Annotated in this window: 16 protein-coding genes and 1 pseudogene; 16 read left to right on the forward strand and 1 reads right to left on the reverse strand. The window is 62.8% G+C overall.

Annotated features, from left to right (window positions below):
* The first annotated feature begins 19 nt into the window (after window positions 1-19).
* From V474_RS26840 to V474_RS25015, 16 genes and pseudogenes are all read left to right on the forward strand, one after another.
* A complete protein-coding gene (locus V474_RS26840; RefSeq protein WP_269085147.1) occupies window positions 20-151 on the forward strand; it encodes a hypothetical protein in 132 nt (43 codons plus the stop codon).
* A 103-nt stretch (window positions 152-254) separates the two neighbouring features.
* On the forward strand, window positions 255-1,709 hold the full coding sequence (locus tag V474_RS16485) for an aldehyde dehydrogenase family protein (RefSeq protein ID WP_059152519.1): 1,455 nt from the start codon (window positions 255-257) through the stop codon (window positions 1,707-1,709).
* Between the two features lie 88 nt (window positions 1,710-1,797).
* Entirely contained in the window at window positions 1,798-2,559 is a 762-nt protein-coding gene (locus V474_RS16490; RefSeq protein WP_059152520.1) for an alpha/beta fold hydrolase, read from the forward strand.
* Between the two features lie 43 nt (window positions 2,560-2,602).
* A complete protein-coding gene (locus tag V474_RS16495) occupies window positions 2,603-3,343 on the forward strand; it encodes an SDR family oxidoreductase (protein WP_059152521.1) in 741 nt (246 codons plus the stop codon).
* 24 nt (window positions 3,344-3,367) lie between these two features.
* On the forward strand, window positions 3,368-4,786 hold the full coding sequence (locus V474_RS16500) for an NAD-dependent succinate-semialdehyde dehydrogenase (protein WP_059152522.1): 1,419 nt from the start codon (window positions 3,368-3,370) through the stop codon (window positions 4,784-4,786).
* 41 nt (window positions 4,787-4,827) lie between these two features.
* Window positions 4,828-5,250 (forward strand): nuclear transport factor 2 family protein, encoded by a 423-nt coding sequence (locus V474_RS16505; protein WP_059152523.1) that lies wholly within the window; start codon window positions 4,828-4,830, stop codon window positions 5,248-5,250.
* A gap of 80 nt (window positions 5,251-5,330) precedes the next feature.
* Window positions 5,331-6,218 carry a GntR family transcriptional regulator gene (locus V474_RS16510; protein ID WP_082699827.1) on the forward strand — a complete coding sequence of 296 codons (888 nt, stop codon included), beginning with the start codon at window positions 5,331-5,333 and terminating at the stop codon, window positions 6,216-6,218.
* A 205-nt stretch (window positions 6,219-6,423) separates the two neighbouring features.
* Window positions 6,424-8,592, forward strand: a complete 2,169-nt coding sequence (locus tag V474_RS16515; protein ID WP_236711296.1) for a TonB-dependent receptor — start codon at window positions 6,424-6,426, stop codon at window positions 8,590-8,592.
* Between the two features lie 77 nt (window positions 8,593-8,669).
* The gene (locus tag V474_RS16520) at window positions 8,670-10,289 is read left to right on the forward strand and encodes an AMP-binding protein (protein ID WP_148649427.1); all 1,620 of its coding nucleotides are present in this window, start codon (window positions 8,670-8,672) and stop codon (window positions 10,287-10,289) included.
* A gap of 91 nt (window positions 10,290-10,380) precedes the next feature.
* Window positions 10,381-12,948: a beta-glucosidase H gene (locus V474_RS16525; RefSeq protein WP_059152526.1), complete on the forward strand. Its 2,568-nt coding sequence runs from the start codon at window positions 10,381-10,383 to the stop codon at window positions 12,946-12,948.
* 20 nt (window positions 12,949-12,968) lie between these two features.
* A complete protein-coding gene (locus V474_RS16530) occupies window positions 12,969-14,156 on the forward strand; it encodes a thiolase family protein (protein WP_059152527.1) in 1,188 nt (395 codons plus the stop codon).
* 98 nt (window positions 14,157-14,254) lie between these two features.
* Window positions 14,255-14,521 carry a hypothetical protein gene (locus V474_RS26250; protein WP_059152528.1) on the forward strand — a complete coding sequence of 89 codons (267 nt, stop codon included), beginning with the start codon at window positions 14,255-14,257 and terminating at the stop codon, window positions 14,519-14,521.
* Window positions 14,511-15,830 (forward strand): MFS transporter, encoded by a 1,320-nt coding sequence (locus V474_RS16540; RefSeq protein WP_059152529.1) that lies wholly within the window; start codon window positions 14,511-14,513, stop codon window positions 15,828-15,830. The genes V474_RS26250 and V474_RS16540 overlap by 11 nt, the downstream gene beginning before the upstream one ends.
* A gap of 87 nt (window positions 15,831-15,917) precedes the next feature.
* Window positions 15,918-17,210 carry a dicarboxylate/amino acid:cation symporter gene (locus V474_RS16545; protein WP_059152530.1) on the forward strand — a complete coding sequence of 431 codons (1,293 nt, stop codon included), beginning with the start codon at window positions 15,918-15,920 and terminating at the stop codon, window positions 17,208-17,210.
* A gap of 38 nt (window positions 17,211-17,248) precedes the next feature.
* Window positions 17,249-18,514 carry a M20/M25/M40 family metallo-hydrolase gene (locus V474_RS16550; protein ID WP_082699830.1) on the forward strand — a complete coding sequence of 422 codons (1,266 nt, stop codon included), beginning with the start codon at window positions 17,249-17,251 and terminating at the stop codon, window positions 18,512-18,514.
* Window positions 18,515-18,612: 98 nt separating this feature from the next.
* Window positions 18,613-18,996 (forward strand): annotated as a pseudogene (locus V474_RS25015) (transposase); the annotation flags it as partial.
* Between the two features lie 714 nt (window positions 18,997-19,710).
* Here V474_RS25015 and V474_RS16555 read toward each other — a convergent pair.
* The gene (locus V474_RS16555) at window positions 19,711-21,042 is read right to left on the reverse strand and encodes a dicarboxylate/amino acid:cation symporter (RefSeq protein ID WP_059152531.1); all 1,332 of its coding nucleotides are present in this window, start codon (window positions 21,040-21,042) and stop codon (window positions 19,711-19,713) included.
* Window positions 21,043-21,048 lie beyond the last annotated feature (6 nt).

Below are 21,048 nucleotides of genomic sequence, written 5' to 3' on the forward strand. Positions count from 1 at the left end.
CAGACCCAGGGACATCACCATGCGCAACCTGTTGCACTGGATAGCCGCTGCCATCGACACCCAGCCTTTCTACTCGGAAGAAATCCGCATGGTCCGGCTTACGATCGCGATCTGGCGTTTCAGGTTGCCGGGTGTGCCTCGCCTGGGCTGATCGCCGACCTTTTCAAGCAAATCTCCCAACTATCCCTCACGTGTCGCGGCCTTGCGGTCGACGAGCGAACCACCGCGCACGCCTTCCTTACGGAGCATCCCCCATGGCCACCGCCTTCAAGACCGAAGCCGACACGGACTTTTTCACCGCCCCTTACCACCTCAGCATCGCCGGCAAGCTCGTCGAAGCCGATACAGGCTTCGACGTCATCAACCCCGCGACGGGGCAGGTCTTCGCCCAGGCGCCGGCCGCAACCGCCGCGCAAATGGAACAGGCGATCGCCGGCGGCAAGGCCGCCTTCAAAGGCTGGGCCGCGCTTTCCGATGAAGAGCGCCAGAGTTACCTGAACGCCTTCGCCGATGCTCTGGAGGCGAACCGCGACGACCTGATCCGCCTGCTGGTGCTGGAACAGGGCAAGCCGGCACAGACGATGGCCGCGCCCGAAGTCGACCAGTCGATCTCGTGGATCCGCCAGATTGCCACGCGCCGAATTCCCGTCGAGATCGTCGAGGAGACCGCCGATCACGTTGTCGAGTTGCACCATACTCCGCTCGGTGTCGTCGGCGCGATCACCCCCTGGAACTTCCCCGTCTTGCTTTCGCTTTGGAAAGTCGCGCCAGCGCTCATCGCCGGCAACACCATGGTGGTGAAACCTTCGCCGTTCACCCCACTGACCTCGCTACGCTACGGCGAGATCGCCCAGAGCGTGCTGCCTGCCGGCGTGCTCTCGGTGGTCTCCGGTCTCGACGAGCTGGGTCCGCAGATGACCGCGCATCCGGACATCGCCAAGATCAGCTTCACCGGTTCGACTGCGACGGGCCGGCATGTGCTGCGCTCGGCTGCCGGCACGATCAAGCGCGTCACCGCCGAACTGGGTGGCAACGACGCTGCCATCGTCATGCCTGATGCCGACTACAAGGCGATCATCCCCCAGCTGTTCTGGGGCGCGTTCGGTCATCAGGGTCAGTGGTGCGTGGGCATCAAGCGGCTCTACGTCCACCGCTCGTTCCATGCGGATTTCGTCAACGAATTCGTCGCCTATGCCAGGACCGTGAAGGTAGGCGATGGCCTTGACCCGAGCGTGGGCGTCGGACCGGTGCAAAACAAGATGCAGTTCGACAAGCTCAAGGGCTTCCTGGCCGACATCAAGGCAAACGGGCAAAAGATCGTGCTGGGCGGCGAGATCGACGACATGCAGGCCGGCTACTTCTTCCCGATCACCGTCGTCGACAATCCCCCCGAGGACAGCATGATCGTCCAGGAAGAGCAGTTCGGTCCGATCTGCCCGATCATCGCCTACGACGATGTCGACGATGTCGTGGAACGCGCCAACGCCAGCATCTACGGCCTGGGCGGTTCAGTCTGGGGCCGCGATACGCAAGCTGCCGTGGCCGTCGCCAACCGGCTCGAGACCGGCATGGTGTGGGTGAACGAGATCCACACCCAAGGCGTCGATGTGCCCTTTGGCGGGCACAAGCAGTCGGGCCTCGGCACCGAGCATGGCCGCGAAGGGCGCGAGCTCTTCACCAATCCCAAGACCGTGCTCATCCGCAAGTGACGTGAGTCAGGCGGTCCCTTGCGGCCGCCTGCCCCCTCTGGCCATCCATCGAGCAACCCTCGCAACAGCATCATCATGGAGAACTCCTATGAAAAAGACCCCTCTGCTGTCCGCTGCTATCGCCGCCCTGATCGCCGCTCCCTGCGCGGCCGTCGCGGCGTCACCCGCCGCTCCGATCCGCAACATCGTGCTCGTCCACGGCGCCTTCGCCGACGGATCGGGCTGGAAGCCGGTCGCCGACATTCTCACCCATGACGGCTACACCGTCAGCGTCGTCCAGGAGCCGCTCACCTCGCTGGAAGACGACGTTACCGCGACCAACCGTATCCTCGACCGCCAGGACGGACCGGCGGTGCTGGTCGGCCACAGCTATGGCGGCGCGATCATCACCGAAGCTGGAAACAACAGCCGTGTCGCTGCCCTCGTATACGTCGCCGGCTTCGTGCCGGACGAAGGCGAAACGGTGATCGCGCAGATCAAGTCCAACCCGCCTGCAGCTGACAGCATCGCGCCCACTGCCGATGGTTATCTCCTGGTCGATCAGGCCAAGTTCCCCGCCGACTTTGCAGCAGACCTGCCGCTGTCCGACGCGAAGTTCATGGCGCTCTCGCAGGTGCCCTGGAACAGCAAGATCGTCTCCACCCCGATCGCCGCGCCGGCCTGGAAGACCAAGCCCGTCTACGCAATCGTCGCGAAGCAAGACCGCATGATCAACCCCGATCTCGAGCGCTCCATGTACGCCCGGGCCAAGGCAAAGGTGACCGAGATCGAGGGCAGCCATGCCGTCTTCATCTCGCAGCCGCGTGCCGTCGCCAGGGTCATCGAACAGGCAGCGCGCGCCGGCGGCTGAGCCGGCCCGCAAACCACAGACAAGCTGATCAAAGGATATCGAAATGAACCAGGAAATCGAAGGCAAGGTCGTCCTCATCACCGGCGGCAGCACCGGCATCGGCGCCGAGACGGCACGCCTGCTCGCCGCTCGCGGCGCCAAGGTCGCCATCGCGGCTCGGCGCAAGGACAAGCTCGACGAGGTTGTCACCGGTATCGCCGACCAGGGCGGCACGGCCAGGGCCTATGCACTGGACGTGACCGACAAGCACCAAGTGGAAGCGGTGGTCGCCGCGATCGTTGCGGACTTCGGCCAGCTCGACGTGCTGGTCAACAATGCCGGCCTGATGCCGATCCGTCCGATGGCGGAAGTCAACACCGATGAGTGGGACGCGATGATCGACGTCAACCTCAAAGGCACGCTATACGGCATCGCAGCGGCGCTTCCCCGCTTTCTCGGCCAGGGCAGCGGGCACATCATCAACCTGAGCTCTGTCGCCGGTATCAAGGTCTTCGCGCCGGGCGGCACCGTCTATTCGGGTACGAAGTTCGCCGTCAGCGCCATCTCCGAAGGGCTGCGGCAGGAAGTGGGCGACAAGGTGCGCGTCACCTCGATCGAGCCCGGCGCAGTCGAAAGCGACCTCAAGTTCACCACCTCCGGCACTGCGACCGACAGCGTGATGGACTTCTACAAGCTCGCGATCCCCGCCAGTGCCGTGGCCCGCGCCATCGCCTTCGCGATCGAACAGCCTGCGGAAGTGGACGTCAATGCCATCGTCATTCGCCCGACCGCGCAGCAGTTCTGAGCGCTCTTTTTTCAAGGAAATATCATGCCTTATTCGTCCTCGAACGATCCTGCCGTCGTCTATGCGTCCGGCGGTGTGTCTCGCAATCCCGCGACCGGCGAAACCATTGCTACCTACCCCTACCAGACCGTCGACGAGGTGGAGGCGACGATGCAGGCCAGCGCAGAGGCGTTCCGCGTGTGGCGCGACACACCGATGGAGCAGCGCGTCGCTGCTTATCGCCGCCTTGCCGAAACGTTGCGCGAACGGTCGGACACGCTCGCGGCGCTGATCACTGCGGAGATGGGCAAGACCATCGGCGCGGCTCGCTCCGAGATCGAGAAGAGCGCTGGAACCCTTGATTGGCTCGCTGAGCATGGCCCTGCCATCCTCGCCGACGAGCCGGTATCGGTCGACGGCGACGATGAGGTCCACGTATCGTACCTGCCGATCGGAACGATCCTCGGCGTTATGCCCTGGAACCTGCCGATCTGGCAGGTGATCCGGGCATCGGGCCCAATCATGCTGTCAGGCAACGGCTTCCTGCTGAAGCACGCGCCCAACGTGATGGGGTCGGCCTATGCGCTGCAGCAGGCGTACGAGGCGTCAGGCTTCCCCAAGGGGCTGTTCGGCAATCTCAACACCGATAACGAAACCGTCGCGCGGGTCATCGAGGATCCCCGCATCGCCGCCGTCACGCTAACAGGCAGCATGCGGGCCGGCGCCGCCGTGGCCGCAACCGCAGCCAGGGCGCTCAAGAAGAGCCTGCTTGAGTTGGGGGGAAGCGACGCCTTCATCGTGCTGGCGGATGCGAACCTCGATCTCGCGGTCGCAGCGGGAATTCAGGCTCGCTTCGGCAACAGCGGCCAGGTCTGCCTCGCCGCCAAGCGCTTCCTTCTGGAGCGACCCATTGCACAAGAGTTCACGCGCAAGTTCGTCGAAGCTGCAAGCAAGCTCAAGGTCGGCGATCCTCTGGACGCATCGACGGCGCTGGGACCGATGGCGCGGCATGACCTGCGCGATGAACTGCACGAGCAGGTCGAACGCACGCTGGCGCAAGGCGCCAAGCTCCTGCTCGGAGGGCAGAAGGTTGAGGGGCCCGGCAACTTCTATGCGCCGACTGTCCTCGCCGATGTTGCGCCCGGCATGGCGGCTTTCGAAGAGGAAACCTTCGGCCCGGTCGCCGCGATCACGATGGTCGAAGATGTCGAACACGCAATCGCCCTCACCAACGCCAGCGAATACGGGCTTGGCGGCAGCCTCTGGACCGCCGACACCGCGCGGGCCCAGCGCATCGCGCGGCGCCTGGAAACGGGCGGCGTCTTCATCAACGGTTTCAGCGCTTCGAATCCGCGTATTCCCGTCGGGGGCGTCAAGAAGAGCGGCTACGGCCGTGAGCTTTCGCACTTCGGTCTGCGTGAATTCACCAACCCGCAGGCGGTCTGGACAAAGTTCGTCGCCTGAACCTGCTGCGACCGGCCTTTGCAAACAAGAGGATACATACGATGAGCACTGAAACCCCCACATTCCCAGCAGGCATACAAGTCGTCAATCAGCTCTATGCAGCGTTCGTGCGCGAGGATCCCGCAGCGATCATGGCTCTGCTGAACGATGATCTGGACTGGCGAGAATCCGAAAACTTCATGCTGTCCGATCGCAATCCCTACCGTACACCTGCGGCAGTCGCAGACGGCGTGTTTCGCCGCCTTGCTACCGACGTGCAAGGCTATGAGGCCCTGCCGTCCGAAATCTTCGATGCCGGAAGTGTGGTCATCGCGCTTGGCCGTTCAAAGGGTACGATAGTCGCCACTGGCAAGACTTTCGATGCGCAATATGCTCATGTCTGGCGCGTGACCAAGGGCAAGATTACGGGATTTCAGCAGATCATCGACACGTTGGAAGTGTGGCGCGCGCAGCGAGATGAGTGACCCTTACCGTCGCTCGCGCCGTTAGCGTACGTGCGAATCGGCTATCCCGCTCTAGCTCGAAAAAGGCGGCGGCATCCGCCATGGCAGGCCTTAGCGCAGCGGGTACAGAATTGCCTCGGCAATGCACGGATGCCGCGCCGATCGGTGCGGCGGGCTTGAACGAAGAACGCTGGGCAGACCTAGCCAGAGTTCGAGTGCCATTTTTTGAAGCAAGCGCCAATTCCGCTTGCAACCATCATTCGTTTCGGTATTCTGAATTCAGTAACAGGGCTAAATCGATGGTCGAAACTTCTACATTACCAGGTTTATTGCTCGAATCCGTTGATTCCGATGTATATCTTGCGGTTTTGCGGCGCATTCAGAGTGGTGAAATGGCAATGGATGATCGGATCGTCGACTCCCAGCTTGCTGTTGAATTCAGTCTATCGCGAATGCCGGTCCGGCAGGCTTTGCTGCGGCTGGTACACGAAGGTTACCTCGTCGGGACTACCCGAGGTTTCGTCCTCCCTCGGCTTAGTCCGCAGGACATTGAGGAGATCTTTGAAGTCAGGCTGCTGATCGAACCGCGCGCCGCCGCGTCGGCCTGCCAGGTCCTGGTTGAAAACGACATTACTGCGCTGCGAACTGCGTTCAGCGATGCGCAGCAGGCCGTCTTGTCAAAGAATGCAGACGCCATGATGGGTGCGAACGAGCGATTTCGGCAAGTTTGGCTGCAGGCGGTGCCGAATCGGCGCTTGGCCGCGTCAATCCGCAGGCACGTCGATCACGTCCAGATCGTGCGTCGGGCCACTGTGGTGGATGGTCCTACTCAGCAGTTGATCCTTACGCTTCTGGCCGCATTGCTCATCGGCTTTGAAAAGCGGGATGCGCTGCAGGTGTTTGATGCGACGGTTCAGTTCGTGGCTCGCGCGCGCGAGTGTTTTTTTGCAGCCCCGGCCGTGCTTGAGCGGGGGCAGGACGCCGCCTGATACTTTGTCGTGACGATTGCCCTGCAGGGCAATGGATACGCTTGCCTATTTAAGGAGTTGCTACAGGCCTAAAATGAATTCTGCATGCAGCCCTTCCGCATGCCGTTGCATATCCTTCCCTCCAGAGGCGGGTGCGACGTTCTCGGGCAAAAGATCCAAAACACAGGGAATAGATATGAGGAATTCCGTTTTCTATTTGGTTGCCGTGTCCGCATTCGCTGTTGCGGCGGCGAGCGGTACGCCCGCGATTGCCCAGGACACAGCGGCCGACGAAGCCGTGGATACGTCGAACGACATCGTCGTCACCGCTCAACGCAAGCCCGAACTGCTGTCGAAGGCCGCGCTTTCGATCTCGGCCGTCACGGGCAATGACCTGAAGGCCGCAGGCGTGGTCGATGCAACGTCGCTGACGATCGCAGTACCTACCGTGAAGATCGACCAGGCGAACGGCCTACAGATCACCATTCGCGGCGTGTCGAGCGCGGATGGCACTGAAAAAGGCGATCCTTCCGCGGCTTTCATGCTCAACGGCGTATATCTTGCGCGCCAGCAGTCGCTGTCCGGCGCCTTTTTCGACCTTGATCGTATCGAGGTTTTACGCGGTCCGCAGGGGACGCTGTATGGCCGCAATGCCACGGCGGGCGTTGTCAACGTCCTGACCAAGCGTCCCACCGACAAGTTCGAGGGTGCGATCAACGGCGAGATCGGGAACTACGGCACCTACCGCACCGATGCGATGCTGAACATCCCGGTTTCGGACAATTTCTCGCTTCGCGCCGCAGGTGCCTACAACAAGCATGACAGCTTTCTGGTCGCCGCACCGGGCGTCACCAGCCGGCTGGGGCAGGACCAGGACGAATACGCTGCGCGCCTCAGCGCCGAGCTGAAATTCGGCGGCGAAGGACAGGGCAATTTGCTGCTCGTCGGTGACTACGCACACCAGGGCGGTGCCGGCCCACAGGGTGTGCGGCTCGCGAACTTCTATTCCGGTTTCGCTACTACCAGACCGCTTTACCTAGCGCCGTCTTCGGCCGAGGCGCGCACGGTCGATTACGCCATCGTCAGCGATCCCTACCAGGACAACAAGATTTACGGCGTCACCGGCGAACTCAACTGGGACTTCGGGCCGGTCAACTTGACGTACCTGGGTTCGTACCGGGTCTTCGATCGCGACAGCCGCAGCACTTACATCAGCGCCAATTCGGGCCGCTTCGCGGAGCAGTACGTTTCGGGCAAGTCTGCGGCGAATTCGCAGGAACTGCGTCTGGCGACGTCAGGCGACGGTCCGCTCGAAGCGGTCGCGGGCCTCTATTACTTCCGTGAACACGCGACGCATATGAACACGGTCCTGCACGACTACGTAGGCTACGCGCTTTACGCATTTCTGCAAAACCCGGTGAACAGCGAATCAAAGGCCGTGTTCGGCCAGGCGACCTACCATCTGACCGATACCCTGCGCGTCACCGGAGGTGTGCGTTACTCGAAGGATTTGAAGTCTCGCGATGGCGTGACGATCTTCAACCGTACTTCGCAGGTTCTCGATCCGAACACCTACACGGTAGCGTCCGTCAACGATGCCAAGCGCAGCTTCTCCAAGGTCACCTGGAAAGCGGGGGTCGAATACGATGTATCGAAGTCCATCCTGTTCTACGCCAATGCGGCGACAGGCTACAAGGCGGGTGGCTTCAATGACGGCTGTAGGTCCGGTTCGGATGCTTGCACGTCGCCGGTTGCGGACGACGCGCTGTATTACAAGCCGGAAGAGCTGAATTCTTACGAGGCGGGCATCAAGGGGCGTTTCCTGGGTAACGCAGTGACGTTCTCCGCCGCCGGCTTCTATTACGACTACACCAACATGCAGCTAAGCTCGCCCGGCCCTCTGGGCCAGACGACGCTCAATGCGGGCAAGGCGAAGATCAAGGGCGTGGAAACGTCCGCCACGATAACGCCTTCTTCGCGCAATCGCTTCGATATCTCGTTCAATTATCTCGATGCCTATTACACTGAATACCGCCCCACCGCAGCGCTGGATTTTGCCGGAAAGTCGCTCGACAATGCGCCGAAGTGGGTCGTCGGCGCCGGATATACCTACACCGCGCCACTGGGTAACGGCGGTGATCTGTCCGCCCATGTCGATACGCGGTTGAGCGATGACTACGTGCTCACCAATTTTGCCAACGGGACGCAGTTTCGCAACCCCAGCACCACTAAGACAAATGCGACACTGACCTATAACGCACCGGAAAATCGCTGGTTCGTGCAGGCATTCGTCAAGAATGCGGAGAACACGATTACGTTCTCTGGCTATGGAAGCGGTCGCGTCTACGTTTCCGAACCGCGCCTTTACGGTGCGCGTGCAGGCGTCCGCTTCTGATCTTCGTCGCGGCCTCCTTTTCGGGGGCCGCGACTTCCCCGCAGCGGGATCATGAAATTGGAAGGTTTTTAAAAAACGTGCTGTCATCACCTGAGTTCTCGTCCGCAGCGACGATCTACGGCGCCTTCTGCCGGGCCGTCGAAGCATGGCGTGATCACGAGTTTCTTCACGCTCCCGCCGAGGCGCTGGGCGGCGCGGCCGCAATCACGCTGACTTACGGCGAGGCAGACCGCAGGGTTCAGCAGCGCACGGCGGTCTATGCATCGGCAGGCTTCGGACCCGGACACCGGGTGGGGCTGATGCTGGCGAACCATCCCGAATTCTTCATTCATTTCCTGGCGCTCAACGCGATCGGCGCCAGCATCGTGCCGCTCAACGAAGCCATGCGCGACGTCGAACTGTGCGAGCTCGTCGCCCAGGCCGACATGGATCTTATCGTGACCTGGCAGGCCCAGCGCAGCCGCCTTGCCGCCATTGCCGCCGACGCGATGCCTATCGGTGATGCGCTTGCTGACGCCATGCCACGGGCGCAGCGCCCCTCAACCGGCTTCGCGCCCGATGAGACGAGCGAGGCGGCGATGCTGTTTACCTCCGGCACCACCGGCAAGCCTAAGGGCTGCATCCTGTCGAACGCTTATTTCACTGGCATTGGCGCACTGTACATCGGCTTGGGCGGGCATTGTGCCTTCGTGCCGGGGCAGGACCGCATCCTTACTCCGCTACCGGTCACCCATATGAATGCGCTTGCGTGTTCGTTCATGGCGGCGATGCTGTCGGGGGGCTGCCTCGTCCAACTGGACCGCTTTCACGCCTCGAGTTGGTGGCATACCGTGCGCGAGACCGGTGCCACGATCGTGCACTACCTTGGCGTCATGCCGGCGATCCTCCTGCAGCGCGATGACGCGAAGGACGCCTGGGAGGGTCATGCGATCCGCTTCGCCTTCGGCGCCGGCGTCGATCCACGCCACCACGCGGTATTCGAAGAGCGTTTCGGCTTCCCGCTTATTGAGGCTTGGGCGATGAGCGAAACCGGTGCGGGGGCCTGGATCACCGCGAACCACGAGCCGCGTCACGTTGGCACACGCTGCTTCGGGCGTCCGCAGGAAGATCTCGAATACCGGCTGATCGATGAAAATGGGCGCGACGTCGCGGTTGGCACAGCGGGAGAACTGCTGGTTCGTGCGAGCGGCAGCGACCCGCGACGGTATTTCTTTTCGGGATATTACAAGGACGCCTCCGCCACCGAAGCCGCGTGGCGGGGTGGGTGGTTCCATACCGGCGACATCGTTCGCCGTGATCACGAAGGCAGCCTGTTCTTCGTGGATCGCAGCAAGAACATCGTACGGCGCAGTGGTGAGAATATCGCGGCGGTCGAGGTGGAAGGCGTGCTGATGCTTCACGATGCGGTGCGGGCCTGCGCGGTCATGCCGGTAGCAGACGAAATCCGCGGCGAGGAGGTCATGGCGCTGGTCGAGACGGCTTGTACAGGCGATGCCGAGGAAGCCCGCGACATCGCGGCGTTCTGTCTCGAAAAGCTGCAGTATTTCAAAATTCCGGGCTACATCGCTTTCGTCGATGCGTTGCCCACCACCGCATCGCAGAAGCTCCAGCGCGGGGCGATCCGCGCGTTGGGGCGCGACCTGCTCGAAGGTGGCCTCGCACACGATTTGCGCGCGCTGAAGCGCAGCCGGGGCTGATGACAACGATACAACCGGGAATGCAAAAGATGCCGTTTATGCTCGATGCAGCGGCCTTGTCTTGTACCGGGAAGTTCAAGAGGAACCGTCCATGACGATCAAGAATACGCAGCTTTCGCGCCGTGGCTTGCTTCTCGCCAGTGCCGCCGTCGCGGTTTGCGCCGCATCTTCGCGCGTTTCCGCGGCGACGCGCGCACTCGCGCCGGCGCCGACGCTCGATCCTCGGGAAGAGGCGCATATCGAGGCGCTGATCGCACGCATGACCATCCCCGAGAAGGTTTCGATGCTGTCGGGCGCCAACCGCTTTTCGACAGCAGCGGTGGAACGCCTGGGCATCCGCTCCATGCGTATGGCCGATGGCCCCAACGGCGTCCGCACCGACGACACGACGCCCGCATCGGTATTCCCTGCCAGCATCGCCCTGGCGGCTACGTGGAACCCGGAAGCGGCGGCGCGCGTAGGTCGCGCCATCGGCGAGGAGGCTATCGTCAAGGACTACCAGGTCGTGTTCGGCCCGGCGATGAACATCCAGCGCGTACCGGTCGGCGGTCGCAACTTCGAGTATTTCTCGGAGGATCCCCATCTGACCGGTGAGATGGCAGTTGGCTGGACCAAGGGCGTGCGCAGTACCGGTCGCCTTGTATCGCCCAAGCATTTCGCGGCGAACAACCAGGAATACGAGCGGCGCTCGATGAATGCCAACGTATCCGAGCGGGCGTTACGGGAAATCTACCTTCCTGCGTTCCGCGAAGTCGTCGATCGGGGCGATCCGGTGATGTTCATGAGCGCCTACAATAAGGTCAACGGCACTTTCGCGTCCGAGAACAGCTGGCTCTTGCGCAAAGTGCTGAAGGAAGAGTGGGGCTTTACCGGTGCCGTGATGTCCGACTTTGGCGCCGTGCACTCGACCGCGCCCGCCATCAACGGTGGCCTCGATCTGGAGATGCCCGGGCCGCCGGTTCAGCTGGGGCCCAAGCTCATCGCGGCGATCAGCGCCGGCGAAGTGACGGTGGCTACGCTGGACGATGCGGTGCGCCGGATGCTGCGCGCGGTATCGCGTGCGGGTAAGCTAGACGCCGGCAAGAGCCGTGTCCGCGGCTCTTTCGATACGCCGCAACACCGCGCCGCCTCCCGCGCGGCGGCGACCGAGGCCATCACTTTGGTGCGCAACGAAGACAACGTGTTGCCGCTCGACCTGGCCCGTGTACGCTCGATCGCGGTGATCGGACCCAATGCGGACGTACGCGTCATCCAGGGCGGCGGCAGTTCCGAGGTCAACCCGATCCGTGCCGTCACCGCCCTCGACGGCTTGCGTGCTGCCTTGCCCTCGTCGGTTGCCCTCAACGTGGCGGACGGCGTCGACAACAACCGTTATCCGCCGATCGCCGACCCGCGCCATTTCTCGACCACTGCGCAGAGCCGGGACGGCAAGCTGCAGACCGGTTTCTGGGTCCATGGCGGGTTTGAGGGCTCGCCCGTCAAGAGCTTCGCGGACGACGTATTCATGAAGTTCCGCTTCGGCGACGAAGTGACTGTCCGTCCGGCGGACAACCTGGCGGTACGCTCGGAGGGCTGGTTCTGGCCGCCCCGCGATGGCGAATACGAGTTCCAGCTGCTCGATCTGGGCACCTCCACGGTCCTGCTTGATGGCAAGCCGATCATCACGCCCCAGTCCGCAGCAGGTCCGGCGCCGGTGTTCGACATGCTCAAATGGAAGGCTCGCAGCGCCAAGGTGACGCTGCAGGCGGGCAAGCCTTGCCGCTTCGCGTTCGAGATGCTGCCAGCCCATGGCAAGGCCCCGGCCTACCGTCTGGGCATGCGTCTGCCGACCGGGACCATCGAGCAGGCCGTTACGGCGGCTCGTGAAAGTGACGTCGCGCTGGTCTTCGTGGGCAGTTCCAACACGTCGGAAAGCGAGACCAACGATCGTGCCTCGCTCGACCTGTTCGGCGAACAGAACGCATTGGTCGAGGCCGTCGTGGCCGCCAACCCGCGCACGGCGGTGATCCTCAACAACGGGGGGCCGCTGCTCATGCCATGGGCGGACAAGGTGCCTGCCATCGTGGAAGCCTGGTTTCTGGGCGGCGAGACGGGCCATGCCATCGCCGATATCGTGCTCGGTCACGCCAACCCCTCGGGCAAGCTGCCGTGCACGTTCCCGAAACGGAACGAGGATAATCCGACGTTCGCATTTTATCCCGGCGGACTGGAAGCCCAGTATGGGGAGGGCATCTTCGTGGGCTATCGCTGGTACGACCATAAGCAGATCGAGCCGCTGTTCCCGTTCGGCCACGGCCTTTCCTACACCACGTTCGCATTTGATGACCTGAAGGTCGTGCCGGCCGGCGATGGTTGGAAGGCAACAGTTCTCCTGCGCAACACCGGCCAGCGGACCGGCGCCGAAGTGGCGCAGCTGTACCTGAGCCTTCCGGCAGCGACCGGATCGCCGCCGCGTCAGCTCAAGCGCTTCGCGAAAGTCACGCTCAAGCCCGGCGAGAGCCGCAAGATCGAATTCGAACTGACGAACGCCGACCTCAGCTATTGGGACGAAGCCAGATCCGGCTGGGCGATGGCGCCTGGCGAATATGCCCTTGGTGTCGGCAGTTCTTCGCGGGCGATCGGCGCCGCAGCCTCGTTTGCCGTCGCGAAAGAGGCCTAGGTAATGCGGCAGGTCGGCAAATGGTTGTGGCGGTCGTGATAGCGCCATTCGCCTATGGAGGAGTTGCGGTCGCCTGTCCGGTAACCGTGCCGTATCAGCGCACCAGCGATCGGCAGGCGCACTGGTTCATCGGCCGTGCGCTCAAGGCCCTGGTTGACGCGTCGGGGATCGACAAGTCTGGAATCGACGGCCTGGCGGTGTCCTCCTTCACGCTGGGCAGCGATACCACCGTGGCGTTGACCGAGCATTTCGACATGTCCCCACGTTGGATTGAGTGGTTGCCGACGGGCGGCGCCAGCGGCGTCATGGCCTTGCGGCGTGCGGCCCGTGCCGTACAGTGCGGTGATGCCGAAGTCGTCGCCTGCATCGCCGGGGACACGTCCGGGACGGGGGATTTCGCTGCGCTTGTGCGTGATTTCAGTCGCTTTTCCTCCCAAGCGACTTATCCTTTCGGAGCTGCGGGACCGAACGGTGTGTTTGCGCTTATCACCGATCACTACATGCGGCGTTTCGGCGCCACGCGGGAGGATTTTGGGCGGATCGCCGTAGCGCAGCGCGCCAATGCCGCCGCCAACCCGAACGCCCTGCTCGGCCACAAGCCGCTGACGATGGAAACCTATCTCGGTGCCGCACCAGTGGCGGAACCGCTCCATTTGTTCGATTGCGTGATGCCTTGTGCGGGAGGCGAGGCATTTCTGGTGATGAGCGAGGACCGCGCCCGGCGCCAAGGTCTGCGTCATGCCCGCCTGGCAGGTGCCATCGAACGTCACAATGCGTGGTTCGAAGATCCGGTGGCCACGCGCGGCGGCTGGGCAAGCGATGCGCCGATGCTCTGGGAGCAGGCGGGCATGGCCCCCGCCGACATGGACTGCCTGCAGACGTATGATGATTACCCCGTGATCGTGGCGATGCAGATCGAGGACCTGGGTTTCTGCGCCAAGGGGGAAGCTGCAGCGTTCCTGAGGGCGCACGATTTGACTGTGGATGGCGATTTCCCCCAGAACACGAGTGGCGGCCAGCTGTCGTGCGGGCAGGCGGGGGCGGCCGGGGGATTCCTGCCGGTCGTCGAGGCGCTGCGGCAGGTTACCGGGCAGACGTTAGGGCGGCAGGTCCAGGGTGCCCGTACCGCGCTCGCAAGCGGGTATGGCATGGTCACTTACGACCGCTGCCTTGCCACTGGCGCCGTAGTCCTGGAAGGTGTGTCGTGAGCATCGACTTGCAGATCTGCGGCGCCTGCGGAGCGGCGCAGTATCCTTCGCGCGATACATGCCGTCGGTGCCTTTGCGATAAGCTGGAAATGCGGACAATGGCCGTCGAAGGCTACGTTCTGGCGGCGACGTCGTTGTGCCGTTCTCTCGAGCCCGATCGGTTGAGCGGCGGTCCTTTGCGGATCGGCGTGGTCGCAAGCGACGTTGGAATCCGCGTGATCGCTGCGCTTGACGCCGATGTCGAGGTCGGATCTGCGGTGCGTCTGGTGGTATCGAAGGGGCCTGCCGGACCAATTCTCGCGGTGCCGGTCTCTTATGTCGAACAGCCCGAACTGCCTCATGCTGGGAACACTCATGAAAACTGATACGATCACGGCATCGGGATCCGCGCGAGTTGGGACACCGCCTGCCAACGGGCGCTGGGTAAATGTCGTCACCGTGATCTGCTGGTTCGGCTTCTTTTCCGAAGGGTACGATATGGGGTCGCTGGGCGCAGTCCTGCCTACGCTAATGGCCGACCCGGTATGGCGGTTAAGCGCGGCGAGCGCTGGCCTCATCGCCAGTGCGGCACTGCTGGGCATGGCGATCGGGGCATACAGCTTCGGCCTGCTTAGCGACAGGATCGGGCGCAGGCGCTGCTATCTGACGTGCCTGGCCCTGTTTTCGACGGCGAGCGGCTTCGCTGCTCTTGCACCTGCGCCATGGCTGCTCGGTGCGTTGCGCTTCGTTGCCGGGGTCGGGATTGGCGGTATAATTCCGGTCTGCGCTGCGCTGACGACCGAGTTCGCTGGCAAAGATGGCGTGAACCGCCAGTTTGCGATCATGTATTCCGGCTATTCGCTGGGCATCTTCGCATCGGCGCTGGTATCCTATTTCCTCGCCGCGGAGATGGGATGGCGCATCGTTATTGGTCTGGGCGCGGTGCCGCTGCTGCTTCTTCCGTTCATTGCCCGCGCCCTGCCGGAATCGCTGGTATTTCTGGTGCGCAAGGGCCTGTCCGCCAAGGCAGCCGATCTGGCACTGCGCTTTGGGATTGAATTGCCCAGCGCAGAGCAAGCCGCGCCGTCGAGCGTGGAAAAGCCCGGCCTGCGTGCCTTGTTTTCGGCTGGGCGCTCGCGCGCGACGATCGGTTTCTGGCTCGCGACGTTTTTCAGCATGATCCTGGTCTATGGCCTGAATACGTGGCTACCCAAGATCATGCGCGATAGCGGTTACGAACTTGGGTCCAGCATCATGTTCCTGGGCGTCTTCGCACTCGCGTCGTCGGCGGGCGGGGTAATCCTGGGATGGCTCGCCGATCGCATCGGGCGATCGAGCGCGATCATTCTGGCGTTCAGCGCAGGCGCCGTGGCGATCCTGCTACTCTCGATGCACTGGCCGTTGGCGGTCACATACGGCGTCGTCGCCTTGGCCGGATTGGGAACAGTCGCGGCGGCTGTGATGGTCACCAGCTACTTGTCCAGCTATTTCCCGGCGGGACTGCGGGCGACGGCAGTGGGCTGTTGCGTCAGCTTTTCGCGGCTGGGTGCGGTGTGCGGGCCCCTGATCGGTGCCGCCATCGTCCAGGCTGGTCTGCCGGTAGCGTGGAATTTCTATGCCTTCGCCCTGATTGCCCTGTTCACCGGTGCGTCAATCTTGATCGTCCCGCAGATTGCGGTGCAGCGGGCGCACTGACTTCCCGCTGACCAAGCGTAGGTGAGGGGCGGGGGGGACTGCGAAATGGATGTAGGGGCAACCCTCCCGAACAATGAATGAGGTATTATGGGCAGGCGCCTGACTCTCTACATTCTGGCCGGCATGGTGCTTGGCATTCTTGCGGGCTGGGTCTTGCATGCCAGCTTGCCGGCGACTGACTCGCGGCTGATGCAATGGGTTGATTACTTCCAGCTGCTGCCGGACGTTTTCCTCAAGCTCATCAAGATGATCCTGGCGCCGCTGGTATTCGCCACGATCGTAACCGGCATCGCCGGTATGGGGGACAGCGCCGCGCTGGGCCGGATCGGCAGCAAGGCGCTGGCCTGGTTCGTCACTGCCAGCCTGGTGTCGCTGGGCATGGGCCTCGTGATGGTCAACCTCTTCAAGCCCGGTGTCGGCGTGGGGCTCGATGTCGCTACCGATGTCGGCGATCTCAATGTGGCGGAACTGACGCTCCGCCACTTCATCCTCGAGATATTCCCGTCCAGTCCGTTCGATGCGATGGCGAACAACAACATCCTGCAGATCCTCGTGTTCTCGTTGTTCGTTGGCGTCGGCCTCACCGCCATCGGCGAGCACGGTGCACCGATCGTACGCGCGGCCGGGGCATTGGCAGAGTTGATGCTGCAGGTTACCGGCTACGTCATGCGCTTCGCGCCGTTTGCTGTGTTCGGCGCACTGGCCGGCGTGATCGGCACGCGGGGCCTTGGCATCGTCGTTACCTACGGCGTGCTGGTGAGCGAGTTCTACTTCGCCATGTTCCTGCTGTGGGTTCTGCTGTTCTGCGTGGGTGGGCTGTTCCTGGGCAAGCGCGTGGTTACGCTGTTCCGCTACATCCGAGAGCCGCTGCTCCTTTCATTCTCGACGGCCTCGTCGGAAGCGAGCCTGCCCAAGCTTTTCGAGCAACTAGACCGCTTTGGCGTGCCCCGCCGGATCTCGGGCTTCATTCTGCCGCTGGGCTACAGCTTCAATCTCGACGGCTCTATGATCTACATGAGCTTCGCGTCGATCTTCATAGCGCAAGCCTATGGCATCCATGTACCGATCGGGGCTCAGATCCTTATGCTGTTGACGCTGATGGTCAGCTCGAAGGGCATCGCCGGCGTGCCCCGCGCCAGCTTGGTGGTCATCGCCGCCACGCTCTCGCAGTTCGGTCTGCCGGTTGAAGGCATCGCGTTGCTGCTGGGGGTCGATACGTTCCTCGACATGGGACGCTCGGCCACCAACGTGGTCGGCAATGCCGTCGCCACTGCCGTCATCACGCGGTCGGAAGGTATGCTCCAGCCGCTGGCCGACCCCGATGCCGGCAATTCCTACCTGCAACAGCCTAACCGAACGTCAGCCGCTGCCCTGTCCTGAAAGCCGCCACCCGTTTTTGCCAGAAGAGAGATCACGCCATGACCCTTTCGATCGCGCTGCTCGCCGCAGCCAGCATGACCGCCGGCCCCGTTAAGCCGGCCATCGTGACCCAGACAGTAAATTCACCGGCGTTCAAAGCGGCCGAGACTATCCTCCGCAACGACCATGACCGTTTCGTCAGCGAGATCATCGCCATCACGCAGACACCGTCGTGGCCATTCGGTGAAAGCGGGCGGGCCAGCGTCTATGCGGAAATGATGCGGCGCAGCGGCTTTGCAGACGTGACGATCGACGGCATCGGCAACGTAGTCGCACTGCGTCCCGGCAAGAACCGCAAGCTGCCTGCTGTGGTGGTATCGGCCCATCTGGACACCGTGTTCCCCAAAGGCACGGATGTCACAGTTCGGCGGGAGGGCACCCGGTTGATGGCGCCGGGAATCGGCGATGATTCACGCGGGCTAGCGACGCTCCTTGCCCTGTCGCGCGCGATGGATACGGCGGGAATCCGTACCGATCGGGATATCCTGTTTGTGGGGAACGTGGGGGAAGAGGGACCGGGCGACCTGCGCGGCGTACGCTACCTGTTCGAACACGACGTCCGGGCCAAGGGAGCCGCATCCTTCATCAGCATCGATAGTTCGGGTTCGGGCGGCATCGTGACGCGCGGTGTGGGATCGAACCGGTATCACATCGTGTTCAATGGGCCGGGCGGGCACAGTTACGACAAATTCGGAATCGTCAATCCGATGGTGCCGATGGCCAAGACCGTGGTCGGGCTCTACTCGATCAAGACGCCCGCCGAACCAAAGGTAACTTATTCGGCGAGCATCGCGGGTGGCGGCACGTCGGTGAACACGATTCCGCCGCAGGTCTTCATCGACGTCGACATGCGCTCGACCTCGCCGACCGAAGTGGAGCGAGTGGATCGCGAACTGCGCGCCATCGCCGCGCAGGCGGTCGCCGAGGAGAACGCTGCGCGATCAACGGAACGAGGAAAGGTAAGCGTCGATTTCCAGGTAATTGGCAAGCGGCCAGCGGGACAGACGAATGAAACATCGGGCCTCGCCGCGATCGCGGCAGCCAGCGCCCAGGCCTTCGGGTATGAAAGCCGTTTCATCGCGGTCTCTACAGATGCCAATGTGGCGATGAGCTTGGGTATCCCCGCCATCACCATCGGGTCCGGCGGCAAAGGTGGGGCGGAGCACTCGCCAGACGAGTGGATCGACGTCGCAACCGACGACAGCGTTCGCGGGCTAAGCGTGGACCTGGCCACCATCATCGTGGCAGCTACGACCACGCATTGAGGGACCGCTGACGCGAGGCCCGATGTTGGGCTCAGGACCCATTGATTGGCAGGTCGCTTCATGCTCAGGCTCCGCGAGGAGACGGAGCATGAAGCGACCTGTACTGGCTGACGGACGAGCAGATGGCCTATCTAACGCCGTATTTTCTCAAGAGCCACGGCAAGCCACGGGTCGACGATCGATGGGTTTTGAGCGGGATCACCTTCGTCAATCGCAACGGTCTGCGCTGGCGGGATGCTCCGAGGGAATACGGGCCGCACAAGAGGGCCTGTCCGCGCAGCGGGCCCAACCCCAGACTGTCACGATCGATGCGACCTATGTCCAGGTGACGTCTCGCCGCACGGCTTCCAGCCTTGGGGTAGAAAAGGGATCTTGGCCGCCTGATCGGACGGACAAAGGGCGGTATGAACACCAAGCTTCACGCCGTTACCGAAGCCAACGGTCGCCCGCTGAGCTTCTTCATCACGGCTGGCCGGGTCAGCGTTGCCGCGGACGGTGACGTTGAGCCTCGACTACTCTTTCTAAATGCAAGCTATGCAGACCAGCCCGATCCCGGATGCGGCTGGTTTGTTCGGTCTTTCAGACCGAGCGCATGTGAGCGGGTCCGGGCATCCATCTCTCACTTTCGTATCGGGAGTGGCGGCTTCCAAGGTCGTGTAGATGAGCCGGGAGCGACTGATTGTGAGGCGCTTTGCCGCCTTGCAGTTGCCAAATGTGGGAATCGCCGGCTGCGGTGTGCCCTCAATCCCGCAAAAAGAAAGGGCCAGTCGGCAGACCAGCCCTTTTGTAAGTTTTGGGAGAGGATGCCTGAAAGGCACGGCCGTTATGTTGACGTATACGTAATGCTGCAAGCGCGAAGAATGCAGCAGCCTGTGCTGATTTTTGCAACACCCACATTTCAAGTTGGGAGAAGCCCTTTGTGCATGTCGGCTCAGATGAGGGTTGGCAGTCGTGAAAAGCTCGTGGAATAAACCCGATATGGGTGAAGGCAGCGCCTAACGGCGGCTTCACGCCGAACCGTTGACGTTGAGCGACGCCGAGGTGAACTTCATGACTTTCTCCTCATGCCGCGAACCCGTCGAGGGTGTGCGCGGCAACGCCTGAACAAGTTTTTCTGCGAGCGCGGCCGCGCACCCTCGATCGCTGAGTCGAGCTGACGCCAGATCGCACGCGGGGGTGCGCGGTGTCGTATAAGGTCATCTAATGTAGTCGTATATTTGCTCATGTGACGCGGCAGCGCTGCGTTCCGATTGCATCAACCCGAGCCGCTTTGCGACGATCAGCGGCACCAGCACCTGTCCAGCGACGTTCACTGCGGTGCGTCCCATGTCGAGGATTGGGTCGATCGCCAGCAGTAGGCCGGCCCCTTCGAGCGGCAATCCGAGCGTCGAAAGAGTGAGCGTCAGCATGACGACGGCCCCGGTCAAACCTGCGGTGGCCGCCGAACCCAGTACGCTGACCACCGCGATCAGGGCGTAGTCCGATGGGTGCAGGGCGATGCCGTAAAACTGAGCGACGAAGATGGCCGAGATCGCCGGATAGATCGCCGCGCAGCCGTCCATCTTGGTGGTGGACCCCAGCGGTACCGCGAACGCGGCGTAGGAGCGCGGCACGCCGAGCCGCTCGGTGACCTCCTCGGTAACCGGCATCGTCCCGACCGAAGAGCGGGACAGGAAACCCAGCTGGATCGCCGGCCAGGCCGCCGCGAAGAACCGCAAGGGGTTGATCCGGTGGATCAGCAGCAAGGCCGGATAAACGCCCAGCAACACGAGCGCGAGCCCCAGATACACGGCTCCCGCGAAGGCGCCGAGGGCAGACAGCGCGTCCCAGCCGTAACTCACCACCGCATCGGCGATCAGCGCGGCCGAGCCGAGCGGCGTAAGCGCGATGAGCCAGCGCAGCAGCTGGCGCAGCACCTGGTTGGCCGAGGTCATGAATGTCAGGAACGGCTCGGCCTTCGCCCCGACCTTCACCGCCGCCGCGCCAACGGCGACTGCTGCCACGATGATCTGCAGCACGTTGAAAGATACGCTGGTAGTAGCGGCGCCGTCTGCGATCTGCGTCGCAGCGCCGATGCCAAGGTAGTTCGCGGGCACCAGACCCTTGAGAAAGTCGAGCCATCCGCCCACTGCTCCCGGCGCCTGCGCCGTGTCCGCAGCCACACCGGCATGAAGGCCAGGCTGGATCACCAGACCCAGCACGATGCCGATCACTACAGCGATCAGCGCAGTGATCGCGAACCACACGAGCGTATGGGCTACCAGTCGCACCGCGTTGTCCAGCCCGCGTATTGCCGCCACCGAGGCGACGATCGCGGTGAACACCAGCGGCGGCACGAGAGTGCGCAACAACTGCACGAAAATCTGTGCGACCGTATGGAACGTCGCGGTTGCTCCTGTCGCCGCGGCGCCTATCGGATCGAGGCCTTTGATGACAAGGCCCGCTACAAGCCCAAGCACCATGCCCAGCATGACTTGCGTTCCGAAGCCGGGGAGGTAGCCGCGATGCGGGTAGGTTTTCGGGTTCATGCTTTT

It is taken from the genome of Novosphingobium barchaimii LL02, assembly GCF_001046635.1.
GTDB classification, from domain to species: domain Bacteria; phylum Pseudomonadota; class Alphaproteobacteria; order Sphingomonadales; family Sphingomonadaceae; genus Novosphingobium; species Novosphingobium barchaimii.

Bases quoted from the DNA above. Each gene is read 5' to 3' on its own strand.
- V474_RS16505 (WP_059152523.1), top strand. From the start codon at position 4,828: ATGAGCACTGAAACCCCCACATTCCCAGCAGGCATACAAGTCGTCAAT.
- V474_RS16495 (WP_059152521.1), top strand. From the start codon at position 2,603: ATGAACCAGGAAATCGAAGGCAAGGTCGTCCTCATCACCGGCGGCAGC.
- V474_RS26250 (WP_059152528.1), top strand. From the start codon at position 14,255: ATGGCCGTCGAAGGCTACGTTCTGGCGGCGACGTCGTTGTGCCGTTCT.
- V474_RS16550 (WP_082699830.1), top strand. From the start codon at position 17,249: ATGACCCTTTCGATCGCGCTGCTCGCCGCAGCCAGCATGACCGCCGGC.
- V474_RS16490 (WP_059152520.1), top strand. From the start codon at position 1,798: ATGAAAAAGACCCCTCTGCTGTCCGCTGCTATCGCCGCCCTGATCGCC.
- V474_RS26840 (WP_269085147.1), top strand. From the start codon at position 20: ATGCGCAACCTGTTGCACTGGATAGCCGCTGCCATCGACACCCAGCCT.
- V474_RS16530 (WP_059152527.1), top strand. From the start codon at position 12,969: ATGGTTGTGGCGGTCGTGATAGCGCCATTCGCCTATGGAGGAGTTGCG.
- V474_RS16485 (WP_059152519.1), top strand. From the start codon at position 255: ATGGCCACCGCCTTCAAGACCGAAGCCGACACGGACTTTTTCACCGCC.
- V474_RS16540 (WP_059152529.1), top strand. From the start codon at position 14,511: ATGAAAACTGATACGATCACGGCATCGGGATCCGCGCGAGTTGGGACA.
- V474_RS16545 (WP_059152530.1), top strand. From the start codon at position 15,918: ATGGGCAGGCGCCTGACTCTCTACATTCTGGCCGGCATGGTGCTTGGC.
- V474_RS16555 (WP_059152531.1), bottom strand. From the start codon at position 21,042: ATGAACCCGAAAACCTACCCGCATCGCGGCTACCTCCCCGGCTTCGGA.
- V474_RS16500 (WP_059152522.1), top strand. From the start codon at position 3,368: ATGCCTTATTCGTCCTCGAACGATCCTGCCGTCGTCTATGCGTCCGGC.
- V474_RS16525 (WP_059152526.1), top strand. From the start codon at position 10,381: ATGACGATCAAGAATACGCAGCTTTCGCGCCGTGGCTTGCTTCTCGCC.
- V474_RS16510 (WP_082699827.1), top strand. From the start codon at position 5,331: ATGGCAGGCCTTAGCGCAGCGGGTACAGAATTGCCTCGGCAATGCACG.